Source organism: Pseudooceanicola marinus (assembly GCF_002786295.1).
Lineage (GTDB): Bacteria > Pseudomonadota > Alphaproteobacteria > Rhodobacterales > Rhodobacteraceae > Pseudooceanicola > Pseudooceanicola marinus.
On record NZ_PGTC01000017.1, the window covers coordinates 108804 to 133637 of the forward strand.

At 63.6% G+C, this 24834-nt stretch carries 23 protein-coding genes; 12 read left to right on the plus strand and 11 right to left on the minus strand.

Annotated elements, in window-relative coordinates; genetic code table 11:
- Positions 1-283 precede the first annotated feature (283 nt).
- Positions 284-2662 carry a hybrid sensor histidine kinase/response regulator gene (locus CVM50_RS12530; protein WP_085886758.1) on the minus strand — a complete coding sequence of 793 codons (2379 nt, stop codon included), beginning with the start codon at positions 2660-2662 and terminating at the stop codon, positions 284-286.
- Between the two features lie 52 nt (positions 2663-2714).
- Positions 2715-3233, minus strand: coding sequence for a molybdopterin-dependent oxidoreductase (locus tag CVM50_RS12535; protein WP_085886759.1), 519 nt, complete (start codon positions 3231-3233; stop codon positions 2715-2717).
- A gap of 175 nt (positions 3234-3408) precedes the next feature.
- On the opposite strand from CVM50_RS12535, the gene CVM50_RS12540 reads away from it, so the two are divergent.
- From CVM50_RS12540 to CVM50_RS12580, 12 genes are all read left to right on the plus strand, one after another.
- On the plus strand, positions 3409-4008 hold the full coding sequence (locus CVM50_RS12540) for a response regulator transcription factor (RefSeq protein ID WP_085886760.1): 600 nt from the start codon (positions 3409-3411) through the stop codon (positions 4006-4008).
- A gap of 206 nt (positions 4009-4214) precedes the next feature.
- Complete coding sequence (locus CVM50_RS12545) at positions 4215-7256, plus strand: methyl-accepting chemotaxis protein (RefSeq protein WP_085886761.1); 3042 nt, start codon at positions 4215-4217, stop codon at positions 7254-7256.
- Positions 7257-7352: 96 nt separating this feature from the next.
- Positions 7353-8438: a protein-glutamate methylesterase/protein-glutamine glutaminase gene (locus tag CVM50_RS12550; RefSeq protein ID WP_085886762.1), complete on the plus strand. Its 1086-nt coding sequence runs from the start codon at positions 7353-7355 to the stop codon at positions 8436-8438.
- 89 nt (positions 8439-8527) lie between these two features.
- On the plus strand, positions 8528-8983 hold the full coding sequence (locus tag CVM50_RS12555) for a chemotaxis protein CheD (protein ID WP_085886763.1): 456 nt from the start codon (positions 8528-8530) through the stop codon (positions 8981-8983).
- 464 nt (positions 8984-9447) lie between these two features.
- Entirely contained in the window at positions 9448-9591 is a 144-nt protein-coding gene (locus CVM50_RS21360) for a hypothetical protein (RefSeq protein WP_157792183.1), read from the plus strand.
- Position 9592: 1 nt separating this feature from the next.
- A complete protein-coding gene (locus tag CVM50_RS21365) occupies positions 9593-9826 on the plus strand; it encodes a hypothetical protein (protein WP_143515573.1) in 234 nt (77 codons plus the stop codon).
- Positions 9826-10710 (plus strand): hypothetical protein, encoded by an 885-nt coding sequence (locus CVM50_RS21370; RefSeq protein WP_143515574.1) that lies wholly within the window; start codon positions 9826-9828, stop codon positions 10708-10710. Before CVM50_RS21365 ends, CVM50_RS21370 begins: the two co-directional genes overlap by 1 nt.
- Positions 10711-10807: 97 nt before the next feature.
- Complete coding sequence (locus tag CVM50_RS12565; RefSeq protein ID WP_085886765.1) at positions 10808-12358, plus strand: hypothetical protein; 1551 nt, start codon at positions 10808-10810, stop codon at positions 12356-12358.
- Complete coding sequence (locus CVM50_RS21375; protein WP_085886766.1) at positions 12355-12849, plus strand: hypothetical protein; 495 nt, start codon at positions 12355-12357, stop codon at positions 12847-12849. Before CVM50_RS12565 ends, CVM50_RS21375 begins: the two co-directional genes overlap by 4 nt.
- Positions 12842-13168: a hypothetical protein gene (locus tag CVM50_RS12570; RefSeq protein ID WP_085886767.1), complete on the plus strand. Its 327-nt coding sequence runs from the start codon at positions 12842-12844 to the stop codon at positions 13166-13168. The genes CVM50_RS21375 and CVM50_RS12570 overlap by 8 nt, the downstream gene beginning before the upstream one ends.
- A 4-nt stretch (positions 13169-13172) precedes the next feature.
- Positions 13173-13676, plus strand: a complete 504-nt coding sequence (locus tag CVM50_RS12575; protein ID WP_085886768.1) for a peptidoglycan recognition protein family protein — start codon at positions 13173-13175, stop codon at positions 13674-13676.
- A 186-nt stretch (positions 13677-13862) separates the two neighbouring features.
- Positions 13863-14999 carry a rolling circle replication-associated protein gene (locus CVM50_RS12580; protein ID WP_143515575.1) on the plus strand — a complete coding sequence of 379 codons (1137 nt, stop codon included), beginning with the start codon at positions 13863-13865 and terminating at the stop codon, positions 14997-14999.
- Between the two features lie 1078 nt (positions 15000-16077).
- Here the strand turns inward: CVM50_RS12580 and phoB are convergent.
- The 9 genes from phoB to gmk all read right to left on the minus strand — a co-directional run bounded on the left by phoB (position 16078) and on the right by gmk (position 24821).
- A complete protein-coding gene (phoB, locus tag CVM50_RS12585) occupies positions 16078-16770 on the minus strand; it encodes a phosphate regulon transcriptional regulator PhoB (RefSeq protein ID WP_085886770.1) in 693 nt (230 codons plus the stop codon).
- Between the two features lies 1 nt (position 16771).
- Positions 16772-17509 (minus strand): phosphate signaling complex protein PhoU, encoded by a 738-nt coding sequence (gene phoU, locus CVM50_RS12590; RefSeq protein ID WP_085887260.1) that lies wholly within the window; start codon positions 17507-17509, stop codon positions 16772-16774.
- Positions 17510-17540: 31 nt separating this feature from the next.
- Positions 17541-18338, minus strand: coding sequence for a phosphate ABC transporter ATP-binding protein PstB (gene pstB, locus CVM50_RS12595; RefSeq protein WP_085886771.1), 798 nt, complete (start codon positions 18336-18338; stop codon positions 17541-17543).
- A gap of 23 nt (positions 18339-18361) precedes the next feature.
- A complete protein-coding gene (gene pstA / locus CVM50_RS12600) occupies positions 18362-19690 on the minus strand; it encodes a phosphate ABC transporter permease PstA (RefSeq protein WP_085886772.1) in 1329 nt (442 codons plus the stop codon).
- Positions 19690-21150, minus strand: coding sequence for a phosphate ABC transporter permease subunit PstC (gene pstC, locus CVM50_RS12605; protein WP_085886773.1), 1461 nt, complete (start codon positions 21148-21150; stop codon positions 19690-19692). Before pstC ends, pstA begins: the two co-directional genes overlap by 1 nt.
- 96 nt (positions 21151-21246) lie before the next feature.
- Positions 21247-22281, minus strand: a complete 1035-nt coding sequence (locus CVM50_RS12610) for a substrate-binding domain-containing protein (RefSeq protein WP_085886774.1) — start codon at positions 22279-22281, stop codon at positions 21247-21249.
- A gap of 221 nt (positions 22282-22502) precedes the next feature.
- Positions 22503-23543, minus strand: coding sequence for an ATP-binding protein (locus CVM50_RS12615; protein WP_085886775.1), 1041 nt, complete (start codon positions 23541-23543; stop codon positions 22503-22505).
- A 112-nt stretch (positions 23544-23655) separates the two neighbouring features.
- The gene (locus CVM50_RS12620) at positions 23656-24177 is read right to left on the minus strand and encodes a gamma carbonic anhydrase family protein (protein ID WP_085886776.1); all 522 of its coding nucleotides are present in this window, start codon (positions 24175-24177) and stop codon (positions 23656-23658) included.
- On the minus strand, positions 24174-24821 hold the full coding sequence (gmk, locus tag CVM50_RS12625; RefSeq protein ID WP_085886777.1) for a guanylate kinase: 648 nt from the start codon (positions 24819-24821) through the stop codon (positions 24174-24176). Before gmk ends, CVM50_RS12620 begins: the two co-directional genes overlap by 4 nt.
- Between the last annotated feature and the right edge of the window lie 13 nt (positions 24822-24834).

Sequence of the window (24834 nt, forward strand, 5' to 3'; positions counted from 1 at the left end):
TCGGCCAGACGATGCGGATCTCTAGGTGCGCCACACGGGCCCATCCGGCAAGTCCCTTTTTCGGCGCGCACGCCTTGGAGACAGCGCGCACTAGCTGCGTCCAACGAGGCCCTGGCGCAGTGGTGTCTCACCCGAGGGAGACACCGGGGACACAGTCCGTCACGCGTCAGGCCGCGCGCGCCGGGTCCTCTGATACCCGGGCAGGCCTCGCGGTGCCACCGTGACTTGGATCAAAGGTCAGCCCGACCGGCGCGCGTGCCGTCGCGGCCCGATGATGCTCCGCCTAGCCTTCGCTCGAGTCGTCCGGTGGCCCCATGCGGCGGACGGGGCCAAGTGCCTCCTGCGGCGGGGTCAGACGGCGCGACGGGCCGCGCACGCCATCGGGGTCGGCCAGCAGACGCCGGATGACCCGGGCGCGGATCGGTTTGGCCACCACGTCGTCGAGACCGGCGGCGCGCAGGCGCTCCGTCACCTCCTCTCCGACATGGGCGGTCAGTGCGACGATGCGGGTTGACCGGTTCGGACCGGGGCCGGCGCGGATCGCCGCGGCGGCCTCGAACCCGTCCATCACCGGCATCGAGACATCCATCAGGATGATATCGAAGGCCGTCTCCGCCGCCGCAGCCACCCCTTCGCGTCCGTCGGCAGCTTCGGTCACGCGGTGCCCGTCCCGTTCCAGCAGCCGCCGGGCGACGAAACGGTTGGTGGCATTGTCCTCCACCAGCAGGATCCGTTGTGGCGACACCTGGACCGGGCCGGGTTCGGTATTGGGGGCGGGCGGCTCCACGGGAGGAGAGGCCGCCGGAAGGGGCAGGGACAGGGTGAAGACGCTGCCCTTGCCGGGGGCCGAGGCCACCTCGATGTCACCGCCCATGGCGCGGGCAAGTTGTCGGGCGATCCCCAGGCCCAGGCCGGTGCCCTGGATCTGATGACGGATCGCCCCGTCGAGCCGGACGAAGTCGTCGAAGACGCGCCCCGCTTCCTCCATCGTCATGCCGATGCCGGTGTCACGCACCAGGATTTCCATCCGGTCCCCCTGTTGGCGCGGCTCGACGCTGATCGAGCCAAAGCGGGTGAACTTCACCGCGTTGGACACCAGGTTCAGCAGCACCTGGCGCAGTCGGGTCGCGTCGCCCAGGACCCAGCCGGTGGCCCCCGCGCCGATGCGGGCCAGCCGGTTGTCCTGCGCGCGCGCCCGCGGCATCTCGCTGGCAAGGATGTCGTCGATGAGAGCATCCAGGTCGAAAGGGGCGCGCCGGATCGCCACGTCGCCGCCCTCGATCTGGGTGATGTCCAGCACGTCGTTCACCAGTTGCAACAAGGTCTGGGCAGAGCCGCGCACGACCTCCAGAAAGCGTCGCCCCTCCGCCGGATCGTCGTTCTCGGCCATCAGGTCGATCGCCCCCAGGATGCCGTTCAGGGGCGTGCGCATCTCATGGCTGATGACCCCGAGGAACCGCGCCTTCGCTCGTTCGGCCGCCAGGGCCTTGTCTCGCGAGGCCTTCAGCTCCGCATCTGCCGCGACCTGGTGCGAAATGTCACGGATCACGCAGACCAGGATCGGGGCCCCCTGGCTGTCGGAACTGTCCATCGACAGCTCAACCGGGATGCGATGCCCGTCGCAGCGTCGGGCGATCAGCCGATAGCCGGTGCGCGGGCCGACGGCACAGGCGTCGAAGAGGGCACGGCCGGAAATCGCCGTGCTGCCGTCCGTCCCGTCGCGCCGCAACAGACGGCCGACGGGCTGGCCGATCACCCGTTCGGGAGAGATCGCGAACATCTCCGCCGCGGCCCGGTTGGTGTCGATGATCTTCCCGCGGGAATCGAGCATGAGGATGGCATCCCGCGAGGTGGAGAAGATGGTTTCGAGGCGCGCCGAGGCCACGCGTTTCTGCTCCAGCCGCTTCTGCGAGACACGCGCGAGGGAACGGAAGAGGACCACCATCGCCGTCAACGCGCCCAACAGGACGAGGCTGGCGGCCGCAAGCCCCTTCAGGACCGACTGGACGTCCAGTCGCGCCGTGTCCGATTGTGCCACCAGCCGCAGGTTCGCCATGGAGAGCATGCGGCGCAGATCCGGCCGCATGTCCTCCAGCCGGACATCAAGGACCGCCAGCGCCTCCGTCAGCGCCGGGTCTGAGCCGTCGATCAGTGGCGCAAGTGCGTAGACCTCGGTGCGGATGCGGTCGAAGGTGCCCCCCTGGGCCGGGTGGCGCAGGGCACGGTTGTAGAGAGAGGCCGTCCCCAAAGTTTCGAACCGGGCATAGAGGATGTCGTAGCGGCGGCGCAACTCGCGCAGCGCGGACGGCAGGGGCTGGGTCTCGCCCTGATCCCCTGAACCGCCAGGACCCGCCCCGCGCGCCGTCAAATCCTGTGGCTCTCGGGTGAGTTTAGCCAGACGCGCCCGGGACGTCGCATCCTGAAGTTTCAGGTATTCGACCTCAAGCTGCGCCAGGCTCCATTGCATGTTGTCGGCGGGTGAGGAGGCAAGCTCATCCAGTTTCTGCCGCACCTCGGTCAGCAGGTAGACGATGACGACGAGGCAGAGCGCGGTGATTCCCGCCAGAACCGCCAACCGAAGCACCCCGGCATCCAGGCTGGCGCGTGGCGCCTCCGATCCGGTGCCGGACTGTGTCTCTTTCGATGCGCCCCTGGGCGCCATTGCCACCTCCGCCAGAGCTGCCGCCCGCACCGGCCTGCGGCGCGCCACGGGCCTATTTCACGATGATCCGGTCAAGCTGCCAGATCGAGTTGGAATAGATCACCTCGGACCGGAAGTCGGACGAAGAATCATAGGGATAGACGAGCCACAGCGGGCCCTTGCTGCGCAGGGTCATGGGCCTGCCGTTGCGCTCGTAGGCCAGGATCGCACCGTCGGGGCGAAAGCTGTCCACGGGGATCTCGATGGCGTAGTCATTGGCCGCAATCAGCTGAACCACCCCTCCCTCGATTCCGTGGCGTGCCAGGAAATCGGTCATCCGGATCCCGCGAAACGCCTGCACGCCTTCGGTCCAGATCGTCGTGGTCTCGAACACGGTTGCCGGCATGTCCTGCAGGGCCGCCAGATCGTAGGTTATGACCTCGTCACCCAGAGTCAGGCGCAGCAGGGGGGCGTCCTGGGCTGTCGCGCCGTTCGGTGGCAAGGCCGCGAGCAAGGCAGACAGGCCCAGGAAAAGCGTTGCGAGGATATGGCGCAGGAATGGCAGCGGGGACAGGGCGGGCGACAGGGGCATCAGCGATCTCCTCGCAGGAAATGGTGGACCGGCCCGAACGGGCGCAGGGCGGCACGGGACGACGGCATGGCCTGGCGCCCAATGAGCGCCGTTAAGGGAATGGCTAACCCCAATACCTTAATGTTCCCTGTAGTGCCGACCGGGTTGTCGGCGGCGACTGGCAAGGGATCGGTCCGTGACGGAGGAAAGCAAAGCAGCCACGGGGCAGGGCGGTGCGCCCTTGCATCTGCTGTTCATCGATGACCACGCCCTGCTGCGAGACACCCTGGCCGCCTGGCTGGCCGCACGCGGCCTGGATGTGACCTGCGCCGACAGTCTGTCGACGGCGTCTGGCCTGCCCGGCAGGCCAGACCTGGTGCTGCTCGACCTGCGGCTGCGGGATCTGACCTTGCCGGAGGGTATCTGCAAGCTGCGCTCGGTCTTCGGGCCGGTGCCCGTCTTGCTGACCGCGGGTGCACATGACGCTGAAACGGCAGAAAGCGCGCGCGACGCCGGGGTCACAGCGATCCTCGGCAAGGCGCTGCCGCCCGCGGCGGTGCTGGACGAGATCCTGCGCCATGCCCCCGGACGTCCGGCCGGTGACGTCGTCCTGAGCCCGCGAGAGCAGGAGGTCCTGGCCGGCCTCGCGCGTGGACAGTCGAATAAGGAGATTGCGCGGGCTCTGGACCTGAGGGAGGTCACGGTGAAGCTGCACATGCAGCGGCTGAGCCGCAAGCTGGGCGCCCGCAACCGCACCCATGCCGCGCTGCTGGCGCGTGATCTCGGGCTGGTCTGACCCCGGGACCGCCCGCCATGTGGCGCCGCACTTTCTGCAATTGTCACTAATTCGCCGCGGAAGGCCGACCGCTGGCAGAGGCAGATTAAAGCAATTTTCACGGCTGGGCGCCAAACCTGCGCCCGGCGGACCGTTCCCCCAAGGGCGGCTGCCGGGGCCGCGCGATCCATCGCTCGGGCCGCGACCAGGACAACCAGGGGAATGACATGGGTCTTTCGAGTATACGCATCGCCTTTCGCCTGCCGGCGGCCTTCTTCCTGATCGTCGCGCTGTCTCTGGCGGTGCTGGTGGTCTTCTCCTACTCCTCGGCCAAGCGGACACTGATCGCCTCGGGCGAACAGGAAATCCGGCAGATCGCGCGCACCCGCGCCGATGAGCTGGAAATCTGGGCAGCAGAGGTGCAGACCGACCTGTCGCTACAGGCGAATAACCCCCTGGTCTACAATGCCCTGCGCAGTTTCCACGCCGCCTGGCAAACCCTCGGCCCCTCCGCCCGCGAGGACCTGCAGGCGCTCTATGCCACGGGGCAGGGTGCAGAGCTGATCGATGCCGGCGACGGATCGGTCTATTCGCGCATTCACAGCCGGTTTCACGAACATTTTCAGTCCGTTGCGCAGCGCGGCGGCTATGCAGACATCCTCCTGCTGAATCCGGCGGGCACAGTGATCTACTCGATCAACAAGGGGGCGGAGTTCGGGGTCGACGGAACCGAATTTCCCGCCGACCCGATGTTCGCCCGGGCTCTCGACCTGCTGGCCGAACATGAGAGTGGCGCGACGGCCTTTGTCGACTTCTCGCCGCATGACCTGTCCGGCGAAGCCTCGGCATTCGTCATGGCGCCTGTGGCGCACGGCAAAAACGTGGCGCTCGGGGCGATCGTCTTGCGCCTCAACGCCGCGACGATCACCACCAGTCTCGGCGCCGCCGGCGGCTTGGGCGAAAGCGGCCAGGCCTTCATCATCGGGAGCGACGGGGCGGCCCGCACGGCGGCGCCGGACTGGACCGACGCGGCGCTGGATCCGATGGGTGATCTCGCCCGTGCCTTGGATGGAGAGACGGTGCTGATTGAGGAGTCGCTGCCGCAGATCAAGCGGCCAGGCATGATCACGGCAGCGGCCCCGGCAGAGGTCATGGGCGCCTCCTGGCTGTCCCTGGTCAGCAAGGCCGAGGCTGAAATGCTCCTGCCGGTTTCGGATTTCCTGTCGAACACATTGCTTTACGGCGGGATCATTCTTGTCTTCGCCGCCGTGGTCGGGACCCTTCTCGCGTTGAGCGTGACGCGACCCCTGCGGGACCTGACCCATAGCATTTCGGCTGTCAGCCAGGAGGACTACGATACGCCGGTGCCCCATGTCTCGCGACGCGACGAGTTGGGCACCATATCACGCTCGCTCGAAGATCTGCGGAATACCCTGTCGAAATCCCATGCGATCCAGGTGGAATCTGCGTTCAAGAGCGCGGCACTGGCCTCCACCTCGGCGGCGCTGATGATTACCGACGAGGATTTCAACATCACCTACATGAACCAGGCGGTGCGCGACATGATGCACGATCAGGTGAGCGAATTCCGAAAGATCCTGGCGACCTTCGATCCGGACGAACTGATCGGGGTGAACATGGACATCTTCCATGCCCACCCAGGGCAGATCCGCGCGCTGATCACCCAGCCGGACAAGCTGCCGTTCCGCACCGACATCCGCGTGGGAGATGCCCGCATACAGATCGAGCTGAACGCTGTGTTCGCGCCCGATCAAAGCTTTGCAGGGCTGGTCGTCGAATGGGTCGATGTCACCGAGGAGCGTCGGCGCACATCCGTCCTGAACGCCATCGACAGCGGACAGATCTTTGCCGAATGTGATGGTGCGGGACGGTTCCAACGCCTGAACGATAACTTCCTGACGCTCGCCGGCTGTACGGCCGCAGATCTTCAGGGGCGCGACATGGCAGAGCGGATCCGACTGGACGGGGCCGAGTCAGACACACCGCTGCTGGCACGGCTCCAACAGGCCGAAGCGGTGCAGGGGCGCTTCCTCATCACCCGTCCGGGCCGCGAGGACGCCCTGGTCGAAGGCGGGCTCTATCCCATCATCGACCGGCGCGGAGAGGCCACCGGGATGACGTTGATCGGGTCGGATGTGACTGCGGCCCAACAGCAGCTGCGCGAGTCCGAGGCGCGCCAGAAGGCCATGCAGGCCGCCCAGGAGAAGGTGGTGGATGCGCTGCGCATCGGTATGCGGGACATCTCCAACGGCGATCTGACCAGCCGGCTGAACGATGCCTTCGCGCCCGAATATGAGCAGCTGCGCACCGACTTCAACGACGCGTTGGAAAACCTGACCCGCGCGATGCGCAACATCGCCCAGCAGACCAGCGAGATGCACAGCGAGACCGCGGAGATCGTGAAAGCCGCCGACGACATGTCGCAGCGGACAGAGCGACAGGCAATGACCCTGCAGGACACCGCGGCCAGCCTGGACGAGCTGACGACCAACATCGCCCAGACCGCAGATGGCGCCGCCCGCGCCAACCAGGTGGTCACCGAGGCGCGCGCCCGTGCCGAGCAGAGCGGGTCCGTCGTGGATGAGGCGGAGACCGCGATGGCCGAGATCTCCAGCTCCTCGAAGGAGATTATGAAGGTCATCTCGGTGATCGACGACATCTCTTTTCAGACGAACCTTCTGGCCCTTAACGCCGGCGTCGAGGCCGCGCGGGCGGGGGAGGCGGGCCGGGGTTTCGCGGTTGTTGCCACAGAGGTTCGCGCCCTGGCACAGCGTTGCGCCAATGCCGCGGCAGAGATCAACCAACTGATAACGGTTTCCGGTCAACATGTCTCCCGAGGGGTCGAACTGGTCGGCGTGACCGGCGAAACCTTGAAGAAGATCGTCAGCTCAATCTCGGAGATCTCCGATTACATCGCCGAGATCGCACAGGCAGGAAAGGAACAGAGCATCGGCTTGAACCAGGTCAACTCCGCAGTGAACCAGATCGATCACGTGACCCAGCAGAATGCCGCTATGTTCGAGGAGACGACCTCGGCCAGTCACCAGCTGGCACAGCGGGCAACGAACCTGACGGAGACAATCGGGCATTTCCGGGTGTCTGGCGCATCTGGATACGAACGAGACACACGACGGGGCGCATCCGCTCGTCCGGCAGGACGAGGCGCTACCGCCGCAGCGGGCCGTCAGGGCAATCTCGCTCTGGCCCCGCGCCCCGCGCCGAGCGCCAGCGATTGGGAAGACTTCTAGGCGCAAGCCTCACGCCTTCTGACCGAAGCACGCGGTGGCTCTGCCTGATCGCCGCGTTGAATTAGCCCGCCAATACAGCCTGTAAACGGAGCCTAAATGCCGACTTCGCCGCCCTCGCCATCCCGGTCTCAGCCTGGTTCCCAAGCGACACGGGTTCTGATCGTCGATGATCAGCCTTCGGTCCAGACGCTGATCCGTCACGCGCTGAGCAGGGATCCCATGATCGAGGTCGTGGGGGTGGCGAGCGACGCCTACATGGCCCGAGAGATGATCAAGAAGCTGAACCCGGATGTGCTGACCCTTGATGTCGAAATGCCGCGAATGACCGGGCTGGAATTTCTCGAAAGACTGATGCGCCTGCGCCCGATGCCGGTTGTCATGTTCTCCTCCGTGACGCAGCAGGGAAGCGATAATGCCGTACGGGCCTTGGCGCTCGGTGCGGTCGATGTGCTGCCCAAACCGATCGCTGGCATGACCCAGGACGCGCTGGAGAAGCTCGTCTCACGCGTCCGCACAGCCAGCCGCGTCCGGCGTGATGCAAGCCCGGCCCCATTTCCACAGGATGAGCCTGCGCTGGAAACGGCCCAGTTTGGGCGTTGGAACGGAAAGGTCGTATTGATCGGCGCCTCAACCGGAGGCGTGGCTGCGGTGGAGACCGTACTGCGCAGGATGCCGAATACCTGCCCGCCGATCGTCATTTCACAGCACATGCCAGAGAGCTTCCTGGTCAGCTTTGCACGTCGGCTCGATGACCTGCTGCCGCAACATGTGCAGCTGGCACGCGATGGGACCGAGGTCGAAGCGGGCCAGATCTATCTGGCGCCGGGCGGCGCGGAACATACAGGGATCCGACGCGCGGGACGCAAAATCCAGATAGCATCGATCGCCGCGCCAAAACGCAACGGTCACATCCCGTCCGTTGACGAGCTGTTCATGTCCGGGGTGGAGACTGCGGAAAACGTCGTGGCGGTCATCCTGACGGGACTCGGCAAAGATGGCGCCGACGGCATGGCGCAACTGAAAAGAAACGGATCCGTATGTATCGGCCAGGACGAAGACACCAGCGTAGTCTACGGCATGCCGCGCTCGGCTGCGGAACTGGGGATCCTCGACGCACAGCTGCCGTTGCCGCAGATCGCGCAGGCCATCTGTACGGCCTGTGACGCCGCGCGCCGAAACTGAGGGATCCTGAGGTGAGAGAAGCAAGGGGCAGGGGCCCACATATCAACATAACGCAGGGCGAGTTTGCAGTTTCGGACTCCGTCGGCGGCATGATCACCACCATCCTCGGATCCTGCGTCGCGACCTGCATCTGGGATCCGGTGCGTGGCTGCGGCGGAATGAACCACATCCTTGTGGCGCGATCTCATACCGCCCTCGGCATCAACGACTTTGCCGGGGTCAACGCGATGGAGTTGTTGATCAACGGGCTGGTGCGGCTCGGCGCAGTCCGGTCGCGGCTGCAGGCCAAGGTGTTCGGCGGCGCCAACATGATCAACGGGTTATCAGACATTGGACACACAAACGGGGCCTTCGTGGTCGAGTTCCTTGAACGTGAGGGCATTCCGCTTCTGGGCAAGAGCCTGGGGGGAACATCGGCCCGACAGATCCGCTTCATGGTTGCCGAGGGTCGTGTGATGCAACGCACCGTCGCCGCAGCACCTGACGTGGTTCAGCCTGCGCCGAAGCCGGAGCCGGTCGAGCGCAACGGAGTGGAACTGTTCTGATTTATTGTCTTGGGCTCTTCGACGTTCCGCCGTCTTGCATCGTAGACTTGGCGAACACCGCCCGATGCACAGGCCCAACGGTTGCGCGTCGATCTGACGGTTCTTCTGGTGCAACAGCGGATTGTGAGCGATCCGGGCCGATGGATCCTGCCTACGACAGGGCTAACGAAACACCCGCTAAGGCTATCGGGGCCGAAAGAACCACTATTGAGTAGAGCGCAGGGACGGCCAGGAAGTCTGCAGATGCACTGAGCGCGATCAGGTTGCAGAGGATTGCTTGGCGACGTCGGTTCACGCGTTTAGTCAACAAGTCGGCCCAGAACGCTGACATGGCAGAGCTTTCGCTCCGATACGTAGCGTACGCGCAGTTATCATAATATCACATAATACTGATTATAGCAATTTTGATACCTTCTGGTTGAGGGGCAATCCCGCTCCCTCGACCGTTTTCAAGAGGTATCATCATGCTGAACAAACTTAAAACCCTTCCCATGGGTCCCGTCTGGGGTGTCGTCCTCAAGACGGTGCTTCCCTCGGTCCTGGCTTCGCTGGGCACGGTTGTTGCCGTTGCCTATTCCGAGGGCTACAGCGCGTTCTGCGGTCTCTGATATGTCGGATGATCGCCCGCCCATTCACGAATATGACCAAGCGCTTTGGCGTCTTGTTCAATTCGTGGTCAGTGAGCGCTATTCTCGGATCGAGCTTTCTCTAGCGATCCAGATTGTCGCAGATATCTACTGGGTGTCGGAAGCCAAAGTGGTTTCCGACATGAACAAGCGCTCTTCCGGCCTTGGGGTTCATGTCTCCAATGCTCCGAAGAAGCCGTTGCATCGGGTGTCCTGATGGATCCTGCAACGACGGCTTCCCTCATCAAGGTCGGTGGTTCCCTTCTTGGCGGTCTCTTTGGCCGCAAGAAGTCCAAGCCGAAATATGTTGTTCCGCCCTATGACAAGATCCGGGCGGCCTTGGAAAATGCCGGTTACAACCCAGCGGCTGGCGCGAATGCGCAAGGCGCTGTTGTCTCTGGTTCCCAGAACTTCATGGGATCGGCAATCGCTGATGCCGCCCTCCATTTGGCGGACGGCATGCAAGACAAAGCAGCGCAGGAAGGAGAAGCTCAAAAGCTGCGCGAGGAAAACGCGCAGCTTGCAAAGAAGGTACAAGACCTTACAATCCGTCCCCGAGTTGGCGGGATTTACTCCGGCAATGTGTCAACGCCGTCCATTCGGTCGGCTATGGGGGTTTCCGATGGAAGGTCTGGTCGAACTGCTCAAGGCGCTAATTCTAATTCCGCTAACGTTGATAGCGGCGTTTCTGGTGCTTCTGATGCTTCTGGCGGTGTTCCTCTAAGGGAACTGTCCGAAACCCTACCCGTCGATCCTCGGCGGGAGGTCGATAACAATCCAGTTTCGACCGGCCCCGGGTTTATGGTCATCGACAATCCTGTCTTTGACTTTCCAATCTACGTTCCCACGCTAGACGGTGATGAACCCCTTGGGTTCACCGATTTGCCTGCTCTTGGCGCCTCGTATCTCGGTTCGCGTATCTACGCTAATCGGGCCACTCTTGGCCCCAAACGGTCGACCAATGATCTGACCTTTGGCGATCAAGGCTACCCGCGCGACTACGCGCGTCCACCTGGCACCGCCAAAAAGTCCCGTCGCTGGGACCCCCCGTACATCGACTACCCGATGTATCGGCCCACGCCGTTTGCGGGGCCGCGCTGATGAAGCGTCGGCCTTGCAAGGGCTGCGCCGCTCGTAGAGCCGCGCTGTCCAAATCCCTCAAGACGATTTCCCGCAAACTCAAATCCAAGGCAAAAAAATGAACTATCAAACCCCTCGCGGCTCCCGCCGCGAACAGCAGTCCCCGTTCGGAAAGTTCCGCGCGGGCAAGCTCAATCCCGTCATGATGTTCCAGGTGCGCGGCAGCGAAGGCGGCTATCTCTCGCAAGAGATTTCGATGTGGCTAGACCCCATCGTCGGGCGGCTCGTGACGCCCATCACCGCCGAGTTCATTTCCGTCTTCGTTCCGGCTCAGGCTATGGACGCGATCAAGGATCCCGACGCCGCCTATGCCGGTATGACGGAAGTTCTCCGCGAGAAACTCCGCTCCGGAAATCCTCTGTTCGATCTCGAAGACGACAACGAAATCGCCCAGCGTTGCGGAGTGGTCCCGCGTCCCATCGGCGGCCAACTCAAGGTTAGCGAAAGCGTCCGGCTTTGCCACAACGCCGCCGTGAATTTCCTTCGCCAGCGCAAGTACGTGAAGGCGTCCACCGTCCTGCACAGCAACACGGCGATTACCCCTGCCCTCATCGGCCAGACTGTCCTCGACCGCCTCAACGGCGTTCTGGATCCCGAAGACCGTGTCAACGGGGCCGTCAAGTTCGATATGTCGGACGTTCCGGTCAAGGGTATCGGTATGCTTGCCGGTGGGTCGTGGGATACGAATGTGACCACCAGAGAGGCCGACGGGTCCGACGTCGTTTACGAGCGTTCAGCCTCGGGTAACAACGTCGAAATGCTCGTCAATTCCGGCAAGGTCCCCCAGATCTACGCCGACATGTCCAACGCTGCTGGTGAAGTCAGCCTGACTGACTTCTATAACGCCGAGACCATGGACCGGCTCACCCGCACCATGCGCAAGATCGTGGACGACAACCCCGAGTACGGCGAGGAAATGGCGCTGAACTGGGCGCTTGGCCTGTCCATGGACAGTGGCAAGATTCCTTTCATCATTTCCCGTCAGGAAAAGACCTTCGGGCGCAACATTGTCCCGGCGACCGACAGTGCTGGCGTGCAGACGGAGGTTCTGCGGTCCGACAGCATTGTTCAAATGTCTTTCACCGTTCCGATCCCCCGGACGGAACTCGGTGGAAACATCATCACCTTCGCTGTCGTCAAGCCTGACGAAACCCTCGGCGGCCAGCCGCATCCCTATCTCTCTGACGTCTGGGGCGCTGAAAACTTCGTCGCCGATGAACTCGCTCTGGACCCGGTTCCGGTCACGTTCCGTGACCTCGACTATCAAGTCGATCCCGGTCAAGAGAACACCGTTGCGTTCTATGTCGGTAACAACGGCCTCAAGCGGACCTATGTCAACTACGGTCTGACGCGCAATCTCGATCCGGAAACGGTCGAGAACAAGAACGCGATCTGGCAGCACACCATTCCGCTGTCGGTCAGTCCGGATAGCGTCCTCTATCCGGAGGACCTTCCTCAAGATCCGTTCCTCGTCACCGACGCGGAGGTCTGCTCCTACATCCTGAGCCATACCGCCGTCGTCAAGACCCCGACCATCTTCGGCCCGACCCCTGTCGAGGAACTCGCCGTCCTCGAAGATGAAAACGTTTTCGGAGACAATGAAGAATGACCGAAATCACGCGCAACGCCCGTTTCGTGTCCGCCAACGGCGGCAAGGTCGACATCATCGACCTTCAATCCGGCGAGGTTCTGGCCGATGTGTCGGTTCCTCCTGGTATCCAGCCCACCGGGCCGTATCTGGATCTCGTTCCCTATGGTGCCCAGCTTCAGGTTGGCCCCGAATCAGGTCTTGCTGTCCTTGAGCCTCGCTCTCTGACCAGCATTTCCAAGTCGCCCCTTCGGCATCAGAGCGGGGCAAATCCTGACTTCCAGCCCACTTCTGCGAGTCGCATGGAACGCGAGTTGCGTTTGCAGATCGCGCGGATGAAATCGCTCAATGACGGCGCTGAGCGGCGTCAGCGCAAGCTGGATCAGATCGAGCGCATCCCGAACGCTCCGATGGAAGATCCGGCCCCCGTTGTGGAGCCGAGCCCTGCCCCCGCTCCGGAACCCAATCCGGAGCCTGCGCCCGAACCCCAGCCGGAAGGCGGCAATGAGTAGCAGGCGCTACGTCAAGCGTACCTGGCGCGTCCCGAAAGATCGGGGCGCGTTGGAATACTTCGCCACGCTGGTTCAGAAAGCCCTGCGCAAGCACGGCTGGCCAGCGAAATTCGAATTCGACCGAGAGGCAGGCGGTTTTGTCGTTCTCCATGTCGATGGGGGCAGCACTTTGCCCCCCGACTTTGAAGACGCGTTCGGCATTGCCGTTCGCATCGCCGCTCGTACTCACGGCGTCGAGGTCGAGCAATTCGCCAACTGGGCCAATTTCACCCGCGAATATCGCGTGGCCCCCGGTGGGCACTTCCGAGAAGTGAAATAAAACCATGATTTATCAAGGAAAAGCAGGCTATCCCGTTAGGGAGGCCATTCTACACTGTTGCGCCATCAACACCGGCCAGTTCAAACACATGACCCCGTTTCAGGTCTTCACCACTGTCAACCAGTGGCATACTGAACGGGGTTTCAGTCGTGGCTTCGGCTATCACGGCCTTTTCATGCCCGACGGTACCTTCTTCGAGGGCCGTCCGTTCAAGATGATCGGAGCGCACTGCATTGAGCGCAATCGCGGCTCTCTCGGCTTCCTGCTGATCGAAAGTACCAAAATCAAGCGCATGGGAACGTTCGGTGATTACTTCACCGAATCGCAGCGCCTCGCCGTCAAGGCCAAGCTGGCCGAAATCCCCGGCCTCGAAAAGGTCTCCGGGCATAACGACTATGCCCCGAAGCTCTGTCCTGGCTTCAAGGTCGTTTCTGACGACTGGCTTCCTTGTGATGCCAAACCGTCCTTCCCTCTCTCCGGCGATAACTTCCGGGTTCTCGGAAGCTAGCGCCTAAGCCCCGGCCCCCTAACGAAAGTGGGGGCCGGGGCTTTGCATTCCCCCTAGTTCCAGTATGCACTTAAAGGAACTCGACTCATGTGCACCCGACCTATTGAGCAAGACGGAAGAGTCTTCGCATGTCGTACCTGTGACGACTGCATCGCCACTCGCCGGCACAACTGGATTGCCCGAGCGATGGCTGAAAAGACCCATTGGCCCCATACTCTCAGCGTCACGCTGACCTATTCCGAGGATACGCAGGAAAGCAGGGATGCTGCGCAGATCTTCTGTTACGCGGACGTGCGCGCCTTCTTGGCGCGTCTCCGCTCCGCTGCCCGCCGCTATGCGAAGGACCAGCGGCTTAACGTGACACCTGTCATTCGTTTTCTCTGCGCAGGCGAACAGGGCGACCGGAACGGGCGCTGCCACTGGCACCTGATCCTGTACTCCAATGTTCCCCTTTGGAAGCTTGGGAAAGTGCGACTTCGGCGCACCTGGCTGCAAAAGCTCTCCGACATGCTCACCGTTGGCAAGCGTAAGCGCCGCCTGAATTGGTCTCTTTGGGACTACGGCTTCTGCACGTTTCAGGAACCCGATGAAGGCGGCATGGCCTATGTGTTGAGTTACTGCCTCAAAGACCAGTTCACCGAAGAAAAGTCCCGTGGGACGATGCGCGCCGCCAAGGCCGAAAACTTCGCGACTGGTTACTTCGGCATGTCCAAGCGCCCTGCTATCGGAGAGCAATGGCTCTTCCAGAAAATGGAACGCCTTTTGGTGTCTGGCGCGGTCATGCCCAAACTTCAATTTCGGGTGCCCGGTATGTCCGGGTATTGGGTGCCTAACGGCTCCTTCCGAAAAAAGGCCCTCTGGGCCCTCGTTGCGCTTAACAAGCGCATAGCATGGACCACCGGCGCTAACGCGCCGCAATGGTCCACCCTTCTCGCCTCCCTTGAAGGAAGCGAAGCTGATCTGGAGATACTCAATGGCCCGCAGGAAGAAGACCCGGACGACTTCGAAGACGTCGATCTCTTCGTCGCAAGACGAGCGCGAGAAAAAGCGCAGCAGCGCCGGGATGAGGAATTCATCGCGCGTTGCGGTAGAGAGCTACCCTGCACGGGTTGCCTCTACCCCTATTCAGACGACGCCATTAGGCGTCAGTTCGGCCTTGAAAGAGTCTACGACGAAAACGGCGAGGTCGAAAAGTACCGCGCCGCGCCCGGGTTCGAACACCCGTATCTCAGATGGGCGCGCCCCGGCCTCGGTATCCATACCTATTGCGAGCGCCGAGGCACAAAAGAAGCCCGTCGAGTCTTCCCGGCGACGGGAGGCTAAACCCGTCCTGGCACCACCAGATGATCGGGCGACGTGCAAGCCGCGACCCGACAACACCCGATCCAAGGGTGGCGGAAGTCGGCCGTTTGTCCCGTGGTGTGACCGGAAGCGCTGACGCTTCCACACACTCCACCTTCCCCAGCCCGACCACCCAACCACGTTTGATGTGGTCGCAGGATGCCCGAAACGACGGTTTCGGGCATCCTTTTTTGCAACGCTTCCAAAGACCAAGCGATACGCTCCCATAAGCGTTACCTCTCACCCTTTCAGCGGGGACCGCTGACTATCAACTTTGCACTGTCCCCCCTCTCGCACCTCTGCAGTTAGCACGGCCCTCTGTCCGTTCGCTCTGCGCGCGCTGCTTGGTGCCACTTAGCGCAGCCCCCCATGATTGGGGGGCGCTGCGCAAGGGGGGTTGACCACTCCCCCCCCAAAGGGGCCTAACCTATGCGCAGCCTCCGGCTGGATCGCCAGCGGCAACGATGCGCAATACAACCCTAGGGTGAGAAAATCCAAAAATTATGCAATTCAATTCGCTTGTCAGCGTTCCTATTTAGTTCACGCTCTATGTAGCCCTCGCCTTTTCCTCCGAAACAACATTCGGTGCCGTCTTCAAAATCGGCTAAAAAAGGTCTTGACTACGCAATTTACTGATTATCGCCATTTCTGAGGCGGTGAAACCCGGAGTTCACGAGGCATGCGCGAGCGATCGTTCAACGTCTCCTCATGCCCCACCAATTGAGCTGAACCTGCCGATCGCTGGATAACGCATCGGGGTATCTTCCAGGATCGTTCGACGGGCAGCCGAAAACTTACCCCTGTTGCCACCAATGCCGTTCTTACGCATCCATCGGGAAACTGCGTTTGCGTCGGATCTGGTGCTTGCATTCCGTGTCACCATTCACAGCGCATCTGTTTGACCAGGGGCGCGCTGCGAGACGTTCCATCCGGCCGCCTGTCAAGAGCCGCTGAAGCTGGCGCCGCGCTCCCCGCCCCCGGTGCCAGTCGATCCGAAAGCAGAACCGCGCCACGGGGCCCGTGACGCGGTTCCGCCGTCCACCAGAGGCCGCAGCTCAGCTTAGCCAAGCGCGTAGCCGGCCCCGCGCACGGTACGCAGCGGGTCGTCACCGCCATGGGCACAGAGCGCCTTGCGCAGCCGGCCGATATGGACGTCGACGGTCCGGGTGTCGACGTAGATGTCACGCCCCCAAACCCGATCCAGAAGCTGTTCACGCGACCAGACGCGGCCCGGCTTTTCCATGAAGGTCGAGAGCAGTCGAAACTCTGTCGGCCCCAGCTTAAGCTCCTTGCCCGTCCGGGTCACCCGATGGGTTTCCGCATCCAGAACGATGTCTTCGTATTCCAGCCGTTCGCCCATCGACGCCGGGCGCGTCCGGCGCAGTTGTGCACGCACCCGGGCCATCAGCTCGATCACCGAATAGGGTTTCACCACGTAGTCGTCGGCGCCGGTTTCCAGGCCGCGAACACGGTCTACCTCCTCGGACCGGGCCGAGAGCATGATAATCGGCACGCCTCGCGTCTCGCTACGCATCTTCAGTTGGCGGCACACCTCGATCCCCGACAGGTTCGGCAGCATCCAGTCCAGCACGATGATGTCCGGCGCCACCTCATCCACCAGGAGGATGGCTTCCTCTCCGTTCTCGGCCCGGCTCACCCGGAAGCCCTCGGCCTCCAGGTTGTAGGCCAGAACCTCCCGCTGGGCCGGCTCGTCTTCGACAACCAGGACCGTCGGTTGCTGATCTGCGGCCATGTCACGCATCTCCGCTGCGGGGCACATCGGGCGCCACCGAGGGGTCGGTCGAGGTTTTGTCGCCCTTCACCCGCATTTCGTCCGGGGTCTCTCCGGTCACCAGGTAGACCACCTGCTCGGCAATCGAGGTCACGTGATCGCCCATCCGCTCGGTGTTCTTGGCGATGAAATGCAGGTGCATGCAGGCGGTGATGTTGCGCGGGTCTTCCATCATGAAGGTCAGGAATTCGCGGAACAGCGCGTTGTACATCTGGTCGACATCGCGGTCGCGGGCGATGACATCCTTGGCCAGGGTCGCATCGCGCTGGATGTAGGCGTCCAGCGAGTCGCGCAGCATGCCCTCCACCTCGCGCGCCATGCGGCGCAGCGCGGTGTGGGCGCCGGAAATTGGCTGCATCTGAACCAGGACCGAGGTTCGCTTGGCCATGTTCTTGGCGTAGTCGCCGATGCGTTCCAGGTTGCCGGCGATCTTCATGATCGACAGGACGATCCGCAAATCGCCCGCCGTCGGCGCCCGCAGCGCGATGATCCGCGCGCATTCTTCTTGGATCAGCGCCTCCAGGTCATCGATGGCCAGGTCATCGCGGCGCACCTTCTCGGCCAGTTCCTCGTCGCGCGCCTCCAGCGCCTCCGAGGCCTCCAGGATCGCCTGTTCGACCAGGCCACCCATTTTCATGATCCGCGCCTGCACCGCTTCGAGATCGCGGTCGAATACGCTGGCAATATGCTGTTCTTCCATCATTTTCTGGGCTCCTCACCCTTACTCCGGATCAACCGATCCGGCCCGTGATGTAGCTTTCGGTGCGGCTGTCGACCGGGTTCGTGAAGATCTGGCTGGTTTCGCCATATTCCACCAGGTTGCCCAGGTGGAAGAACGCCGTCTTCTGGCTGACGCGGGCGGCCTGCTGCATCGAGTGTGTCACGATGACGACACTGTAGCTGTCGCGCAACTCGTCGATCAGCTCCTCGACCTGGCCGGTGGCGATCGGGTCGAGCGCCGAGCAGGGTTCGTCCATCAGCAGGACCTCGGGTTCGGTGGCCACGGCGCGGGCGATGCACAGACGCTGCTGCTGGCCGCCAGACAGGCCAGTGCCGGGCGCGTGCAGGCGGTCCTTGACCTCATCCCAGATGGCGCCGCGGCGCAGGGACTTCTCGACGATCTCGTCCAGGTCAGACTTGTTCTTGGCCAGGCCGTGGATGCGCGGCCCGTAGGCCACGTTGTCGTAGATCGACTTCGGAAAGGGGTTCGGTTTCTGGAAGACCATACCGACCTTGGCGCGCAGCTGCACCGGATCCACGCGCTTGTCGTAGATGTCTTCGCTGTCCAGCAGGATGTCCCCCTCGACGCGGCAGATGTCGATGGTGTCGTTCATCCGGTTCAGGCAGCGCAGGAAGGTGGATTTGCCACAGCCCGAGGGGCCGATGAAGGCGGTCACGGTCTTGTCCTGGATCTCGACGTTCACGTCCTTGATGGCGTGGGTGTCGCCGTAGAAGACCTGGACGTTCCGGGCCGCGATCTTGATGTCTTTGTTGGTCACTTTGCTCTCCAGGGCGGGCTCGTCGTACATGGATCTGTCCCCTATCCTATCTCTTACCAGCGGCGCTCGAAACGGCGGCGCAGAATGACGGCGATGATGTTCATGGTCAGAAGGAAGACCAGCAGCACGATGATGCCCCCCCAGGCCTTTTCGTAGAAGATCTGGTCGGCGCGGGCGGCCCAGGTGTAGATCTGCGCCGGCATGGCCGAGTTGCTGTCGAGGAAGCCGCTGGCGATCGTGTCCGGGTAGCGCAGGGCGACGAAGCCGACCATGCCGATCAGCAGCAGCGGCGCGGTTTCACCCAGGGCCTGCGCCAGGCCGATGATCGTGCCGGTCAGGATGCCCGGCAGGGCAAGCGGCAGCACGTGGTGGAAGACCGACTGCATCTTCGAGGCCCCTACCCCGAGCGCCGCATCGCGGATCGACGGCGGCACAGCGCGCAGCGAGGCGCGGGTCGAGATGATGATCGTCGGCAGGGTCATCAGCGTCAGCACCAGGCCACCGACCAGCGGCGCGGAGCGCGGCAGGCCGGCGAACTGGATGAAGAACGCGAGGCCCAGGATACCGAAGACGATCGAGGGCACCGCCGCCAGGTTCGAGATGTTCACCTCGATCAGGTCGGTGAAACGGTTCTTCGGCGCGAACTCCTCCAGGTAGATCGAGGCGGCGACACCGATGGGCAGCGACAGCGCCAGGACCACGAACATCATGTAGAGCGAGCCGACCACCGACACGCCGATCCCGGCCGCCACGGGGTTGTCGTCCGAGGCTTCGGCGCCGGTCAGGAACTGCCAGTTGAACTCGCGCTTGATGATGCCTTCTTCCTGCATCCGGTCGGCCAGATCCAGGTCAGCCGGTGTCAGGAAGGTCGAATTGGCCTGACCTTCACGGGTGATACGCCCCTTGAAGTAGCCGTCGACGCGGCTGGCGGTCGGCAGCTCGAACGCCACGGTGTCGCCGATGGCGTCGGGGTTGGCGGTGTAGAAGTTGCGCAGCATCGCGCCCGGGTTGCCGACGATCCGCTGGATGGCGTCGGGTTCCACGTCGCCCAGGACTTTGCCCAGTTCCGCGATCATCAGGTCGCGGTAGGCGCCGGTCTTCAGCAGGGTGCTTTCAGCCTCGTCGATCTGCGCTTGGGTCAGCGTCAGCTCGACCTCGGCCACCGTGCGGGTGAAGGCCGGCAGGCCCTTCGACAGGATCGAATAGACCAGGAAGCACAGGAACAGCAGACCCAGCAGGATCGCGGTGACGCCATAGGCCTTGAACCGGCGTTCGGAGGCATTGCGGCGACGGGTGCGCGGGCTGACGGTAAAGAGCGAGGATTTCGCCGTCTCGCCGCCCTGCCCCGGCTGCGGCGTATGGGATGCGGTTGCGTCGGTCATTAGTCGTACTGCTCCCGGTATTTGCGCACGATGTAGAGCGCGAAGACGTTAAGCGCGAGGGTGATGACGAAGAGCGTCATGCCGAGCGCGAAGGCGACCAGCGCCTGGGCCGAGGTGAAATCCGCGTCGCCGGTCAGCTGGCTGACGATGCGGGTGGTGACGGTGGTCATCGCCTCGAAGGGGTTCATCGACAGCCGGGCCGCGGCCCCTGCCCCCAGCACAACGATCATCGTCTCGCCGATGGCCCGCGAGGCCGCCAGGAGTATGGCCCCGACGATGCCGGGCAGCGCGGCGGGCATGACCACCTGCTTGATGGTTTCCGACGGCGTGGCGCCCAGGCCGAGGGAGCCGTCGCGCATCGCCTGCGGCACCGCGTTGATGATGTCGTCCGACAGCGAGCTGACGAAGGGGATCAGCATGATGCCCATGACGACGCCCGCGGTTATGACGGCGGTGGCGCCCGACATCCAGTCGACCCCGAAGGTCCCGCCCGAGCCGAAGACCCGCAGCAGGAATGGCCCCACGGTCAGCAGGGCGAAGAGGCCGTAGACGATGGTCGGGATGCCGGCCAGGACCTCCAGCGCAGGTTTGGCAAAGCTGCGCACGGCCGGGCTGGCGTATTCGCTGAGGTAGATGGCCGCGAAGAGGCCGATCGGCACCGCGACGATCAGCGCGATCACCGAGATGTAGAGCGTGCCCCAGAGCAGCGGCAGCACGCCGAGCTGGCTGGTGCCGTTCCAGCGGGTGCCGAAGAAGAAGTCGGTCGCCGGATAGAGACGGAAGAATTCAACCGTGTTGACGATCATCGACAGGACGATGCCTACGGTGGTCAGGATGGCGATCGAGGCCGCCGCGATCAGCAGCGCCATCGTGACCCGCTCGACGGCGTTACGTGCCCGGAAGACGGCGGAGGTGCGCACGAAGGCAAAGGCCGTGCCCAGGACCGACAGCGCGATGACCAGCACCGTCTTCAACAGGTTGCCCGTCTGCGCCATGGCGACGAAACGCTGCGCCGCATCCAGGTCGCGTGGCGTCACGTCCGAGCCCACGGCGACGCCCATCTCCCCCAGAAGCGGGCGCACGTCGGTGACGTCGGCGCGCATGTCCATCACCTGGTTCAGGTCCAACCGGCCGGTTTCGATGGCCAGTTCCAGACCCGTGGCGATCCGGCGCACATCGGTCATGGCCAGGCTCAACTGGCCGTCGCTCAACTCCTGGTCGGCCTCGATGATATGGGTGACCGAGGACTGGATCACCAGCGGCTGGAACGCGGTCCACAGGGCCAGGACCACCAGCGACGGGATCAGACCGGCCAGCATCGCGTTCGTGCCGTAGAAACTGGGCAGGGAATGAAGGTTTCGGATGTCGCCCTGTCCGGACGAGAGCGCACGCTGGCGAGCTCCGACGAAGCCCATGACGGCGACGACGCCGATAATGATGAGGATCCAGAGATTTGGCATGGAAGCTTTCGCGACTGTAGGGCGGAAAAGAAACGTCTCGGGAAGGAAAACGGGTGGCGCCGTGGCGCCACCCGCGCAGTCATGAAACCCTGGGGTTTACATGGTTTCTTCGTTCTCGATCATCGACTGGGTGGCGGCCAGCTCGGGGTCGGGCACCAGGCCGTAGTTGGCCAGCGGGCCGCCGGGGCCGGCGATCTCGTCAGCCATGAAGAACTGGGCGTATTCCTTGACGCCGGGGATCACGCCGATGTGGGCCTTCTTGACGTAGAAGTACAGCGGACGCGACACCGGGTATTCGCCCGATGCGATGGTCTCGGTCGAGGGGGCAACGCCGCCCATGGTCGCGACCTTCAGGGTGTCGGTGTTGTTCTCGTAGAAGGCCAGGCCGAAGACGCCGACACCGTTCGGGTTGGAGCTGATGCGCGCCAGGGTCTCGGTGTAGTCGCCGTCGATGTCGACGGAGACGCCATCGGTGCGGACGGCCATGCAGGCGTCTTCCGCGTCATCTTCGGACATGCCGTGCTCGACGAAGGCTTCCATCGCGCCGGTGGCTTCGCAGCCGGCGGCCAGGACGTTCTCTTCGAAGACTTCACGGGTGCCGTGACGGGTGCCCGGGATGAAGGTCAGGATCTCTGCTTCGGGCAGGTCCGGGTTCACTTCGTTCCAGGTGGTGTAGGGGTTGTCGACCACTTCGCCGTCGACGACGACCTGGGCGGCAATGGCCTTGAACCAGTCGGCCGGCTCGAAGGCGGTGAACTCGGGGCCGTCGATCTGGCTGGCGAAGACGATACCGTCATAGCCGATGCGGACCTGCATGATCTCGTCCACGCCGTTGGCGGCGCAGGTTTCGATCTCGCTGTCGCGGATGGCGCGCGAGGCGTTGGCGACGTCGATGGTGCCTTCGCCGACGCCTTCGCAGAAGCGGGCCAGGCCGGTCGAGGAGCCGCCGGATTCGACGACGGGGGTCGGGAAGTCGGTGTTCTCGCCGAACAGCTCGGCAACGATCGACGCGTAGGGCAGGACGGTCGAGGAACCGGCCACCTGCACGGTGTCACGCGACTGGGCGGCGGCGCCGGTGGCGGAAACGGCTGCGACGGCCAGGGCCGAAGCGGTCAGTTTCATGAAGGACATGGAATGCTCCTGTTATCTGAGAGACCGCCATCCCCCGGCGGCCTTGGCCCCCCTGCTAGAGACCGGGCACGATGCTTTTGCGACAATCTCGTAACAGTTTAATGACAGTCATTGTCCTTGTGCGCAGGGACCTTAGCGCGACGGCGCCCGGCGATACCCACGAAAAGTAGACAACTCCCTGCGGTTGTTGGGAAATCGTTAGGAAAACGTAACAGCAAGGGTCAGTCGACCGGCAGCAGGATGCGGATCGAGGTCCCCTCGCCAAGGGTCGAGGAAATCCGCATGCGGCCCCGGTGCCGTGTCACAATGTGCTTCACGATGGCCAGGCCCAGACCGGTGCCGCCCATTTCGCGCGATCGGTGACTGTCCACACGGTAGAATCGCTCGGTGAGTCGCGGGATGTGGATCTCATCGATGCCGGGGCCGTAGTCGCGCACGACCAGCGCCACGCCCTGCCCCTGCAGTTCCGGCATCTCCTCCGGGGCGCTCAGCCCCAGGCTGACCCGTTTGCCGGACCGGCCGTACTTGATGGCGTTCTCGACCAGGTTGGTCAACACTTGGCGCAGCTGGTCCGGGTCCCCCTGCACATGGATCTCCGGCACGGCGGTCTCGATCTCTATCTCGACCTCCGCATCCCGCGCCAGTGGGGCCAGGGCGCCCGCGACGGACCGCATCAGCCCGGCCAGTTCGACCCGTTCCGTGGGCCGCATCCGGGCCTCGCCCTCGACCTGGCTCAACGACAGCAGGTCCTTCACCAGCCGTTCCATCCGGCCCGCCTCGCGCGCCATGATCTCCAGGAACCGTTCCCGGGCATTGGCGTCGTCCTTGGCCGGGCCGCGCAGCGTCTCGATGAAGCCGATCAGCGCGGTCAGCGGCGTGCGCAATTCATGGCTGACATTGGCGACGAAATCGCGCCGCATCTGTTCGGCCTGGGTCAGCATGGTGACATCCTGGAACACCACCACCGCGCCCTGGCCAAGGGGGGTGTCGACATAGGAACAGGTCACCTCGAAGGTGCTGTCCTGTCCACGACGGGTCGACAGGTATTGCGTCTTGTGGACCTGCCGGTCGCCCAGGCAATGTTCCACCGCGTCCAGTACGTTGGGCTGGCGGATGACGGTGATGAAATGCCGCCCCGTGACCGCAGGCCCGAACAGCGCGGTGGTCATCGGGTTGGCAGCGATGATGCGCTCACCCCGCCCCACCAGAAGGGCCGGCAGGGGAATGGCGCTCAGCAGCGCGGTGATCGAATGTTCGGTCATGGGGGTGTCCGTGTCCCGTTCGGGCCCACGGTCTCTGGCTGGGACAGGAAACGCGTCCGCGACGGTCCGCGGGCGCGCGGTTCTCCGGGCCGCCCCGCAGGCGGCCGACAGGTTACAGGGCGCGCAGCCCGTCGCGGTAGCGCCGCGCGTTTTCCTGGTAGTGCAGGGCCGAGGCCGCAAGGCGCTGTTCCCACTCCGGGCCCAGTTCCTTCACCACCTTGCCGGGCGCGCCCAGCACCATGGAGTTGTCGGGGATCTCCTTGCCTTCGGTCACCAGGGCCCCTGCCCCGATAAGGCAGTTCTTGCCGATCTTGGCGCCATTGAGCACCGTGGCGCCCATGCCGATCAGGCTGTTCTCACCAATGGTGCAGCCGTGCAGCATCGCCTTGTGGCCCACTGTCACATTGGCGCCGATCACCAGCGGGAACCCCATATCGGTGTGGCAGACCACGTTTTCCTGCACGTTGGCCCCTTCGCAGACGCGAATTTCCTCGTTGTCACCGCGCAGGGTGACGCCGAACCAGACGGAGCTGTCGACCTCCAGCACGCATTTTCCGATGACATTGGCGTCCGGCGCCACCCAGGCGCTTTCGGCGATCAGCGGCGCAACGCCATCCAGGGAATAAATCGTCATGTCTTGCCCTCCTCCTCGTATTCCGCGTTCAGCCGGCGCACCACCTCGACGACGCCGGGCTGCTGGCTCAGCCGCAGCCGTTCGGCGCTGATGATCGTGCGCAGCCGGTCTTCGGTCTCGTCCAGGTTGTCGTTGACCAGGACGTAGTCGTATTCGGGCCAGTGGCTGATCTCGTCCCGGCTCTGCGCCATGCGCTTCGCGATCACATCGGGGGCGTCCTGGGCGCGGCTGACCAGGCGCCGTTCCAGTTCCTTCATCGAGGGCGGCAGGATGAAGATCGACAGCACGTGCTTGCCAAGGGCGGAGGCGCGGATCTGCTGGCCGCCCTGCCAGTCGATGTCGAACAGCAGGTCGCGCCCGGCATTGATCGCCTCTTCCACCGGGCCGCGGGGGCTGCCGTAGCTGTTGCCGAAGACAGTGGCATGTTCCAGCATCTGCCCCTCGTCCACCAGCCGCTGGAAATCCTCGTGGCTGTGGAAGAAGTAATGCAGCCCGTGTTCCTCGCCGGGACGCGGCGCGCGCGTGGTGGCGGAGACGGAGAAGCGGATGTTGCCGTCCCAGTCCAGCAGGCGCCGCGACAGGGTCGATTTGCCGGCCCCCGAGGGCGAGGAGATGATGATCAGAAGGCCACGCCGCTGTGTCATGTCGGGATCTTTC

What these genes read in the sequence shown, in the direction of transcription:
- CVM50_RS12530 (WP_085886758.1), bottom strand. Translation starts at nt 2,662, where the DNA reads ATGGCGCCCAGGGGCGCATCGAAAGAGACACAGTCCGGCACCGGATCG.
- CVM50_RS12535 (WP_085886759.1), bottom strand. Translation starts at nt 3,233, where the DNA reads ATGCCCCTGTCGCCCGCCCTGTCCCCGCTGCCATTCCTGCGCCATATC.
- CVM50_RS12545 (WP_085886761.1), top strand. Translation starts at nt 4,215, where the DNA reads ATGGGTCTTTCGAGTATACGCATCGCCTTTCGCCTGCCGGCGGCCTTC.
- CVM50_RS12550 (WP_085886762.1), top strand. Translation starts at nt 7,353, where the DNA reads ATGCCGACTTCGCCGCCCTCGCCATCCCGGTCTCAGCCTGGTTCCCAA.
- CVM50_RS12555 (WP_085886763.1), top strand. Translation starts at nt 8,528, where the DNA reads ATGATCACCACCATCCTCGGATCCTGCGTCGCGACCTGCATCTGGGAT.
- CVM50_RS21360 (WP_157792183.1), top strand. Translation starts at nt 9,448, where the DNA reads ATGCTGAACAAACTTAAAACCCTTCCCATGGGTCCCGTCTGGGGTGTC.
- CVM50_RS21365 (WP_143515573.1), top strand. Translation starts at nt 9,593, where the DNA reads ATGTCGGATGATCGCCCGCCCATTCACGAATATGACCAAGCGCTTTGG.
- CVM50_RS21370 (WP_143515574.1), top strand. Translation starts at nt 9,826, where the DNA reads ATGGATCCTGCAACGACGGCTTCCCTCATCAAGGTCGGTGGTTCCCTT.
- CVM50_RS12565 (WP_085886765.1), top strand. Translation starts at nt 10,808, where the DNA reads ATGAACTATCAAACCCCTCGCGGCTCCCGCCGCGAACAGCAGTCCCCG.
- CVM50_RS21375 (WP_085886766.1), top strand. Translation starts at nt 12,355, where the DNA reads ATGACCGAAATCACGCGCAACGCCCGTTTCGTGTCCGCCAACGGCGGC.
- CVM50_RS12570 (WP_085886767.1), top strand. Translation starts at nt 12,842, where the DNA reads ATGAGTAGCAGGCGCTACGTCAAGCGTACCTGGCGCGTCCCGAAAGAT.
- CVM50_RS12575 (WP_085886768.1), top strand. Translation starts at nt 13,173, where the DNA reads ATGATTTATCAAGGAAAAGCAGGCTATCCCGTTAGGGAGGCCATTCTA.
- CVM50_RS12580 (WP_143515575.1), top strand. Translation starts at nt 13,863, where the DNA reads ATGGCTGAAAAGACCCATTGGCCCCATACTCTCAGCGTCACGCTGACC.
- phoB (WP_085886770.1), bottom strand. Translation starts at nt 16,770, where the DNA reads ATGGCCGCAGATCAGCAACCGACGGTCCTGGTTGTCGAAGACGAGCCG.
- phoU (WP_085887260.1), bottom strand. Translation starts at nt 17,509, where the DNA reads ATGGAAGAACAGCATATTGCCAGCGTATTCGACCGCGATCTCGAAGCG.
- pstB (WP_085886771.1), bottom strand. Translation starts at nt 18,338, where the DNA reads ATGTACGACGAGCCCGCCCTGGAGAGCAAAGTGACCAACAAAGACATC.
- pstA (WP_085886772.1), bottom strand. Translation starts at nt 19,690, where the DNA reads ATGACCGACGCAACCGCATCCCATACGCCGCAGCCGGGGCAGGGCGGC.
- pstC (WP_085886773.1), bottom strand. Translation starts at nt 21,150, where the DNA reads ATGCCAAATCTCTGGATCCTCATCATTATCGGCGTCGTCGCCGTCATG.
- CVM50_RS12610 (WP_085886774.1), bottom strand. Translation starts at nt 22,281, where the DNA reads ATGTCCTTCATGAAACTGACCGCTTCGGCCCTGGCCGTCGCAGCCGTT.
- CVM50_RS12615 (WP_085886775.1), bottom strand. Translation starts at nt 23,543, where the DNA reads ATGACCGAACATTCGATCACCGCGCTGCTGAGCGCCATTCCCCTGCCG.
- CVM50_RS12620 (WP_085886776.1), bottom strand. Translation starts at nt 24,177, where the DNA reads ATGACGATTTATTCCCTGGATGGCGTTGCGCCGCTGATCGCCGAAAGC.
- gmk (WP_085886777.1), bottom strand. Translation starts at nt 24,821, where the DNA reads ATGACACAGCGGCGTGGCCTTCTGATCATCATCTCCTCGCCCTCGGGG.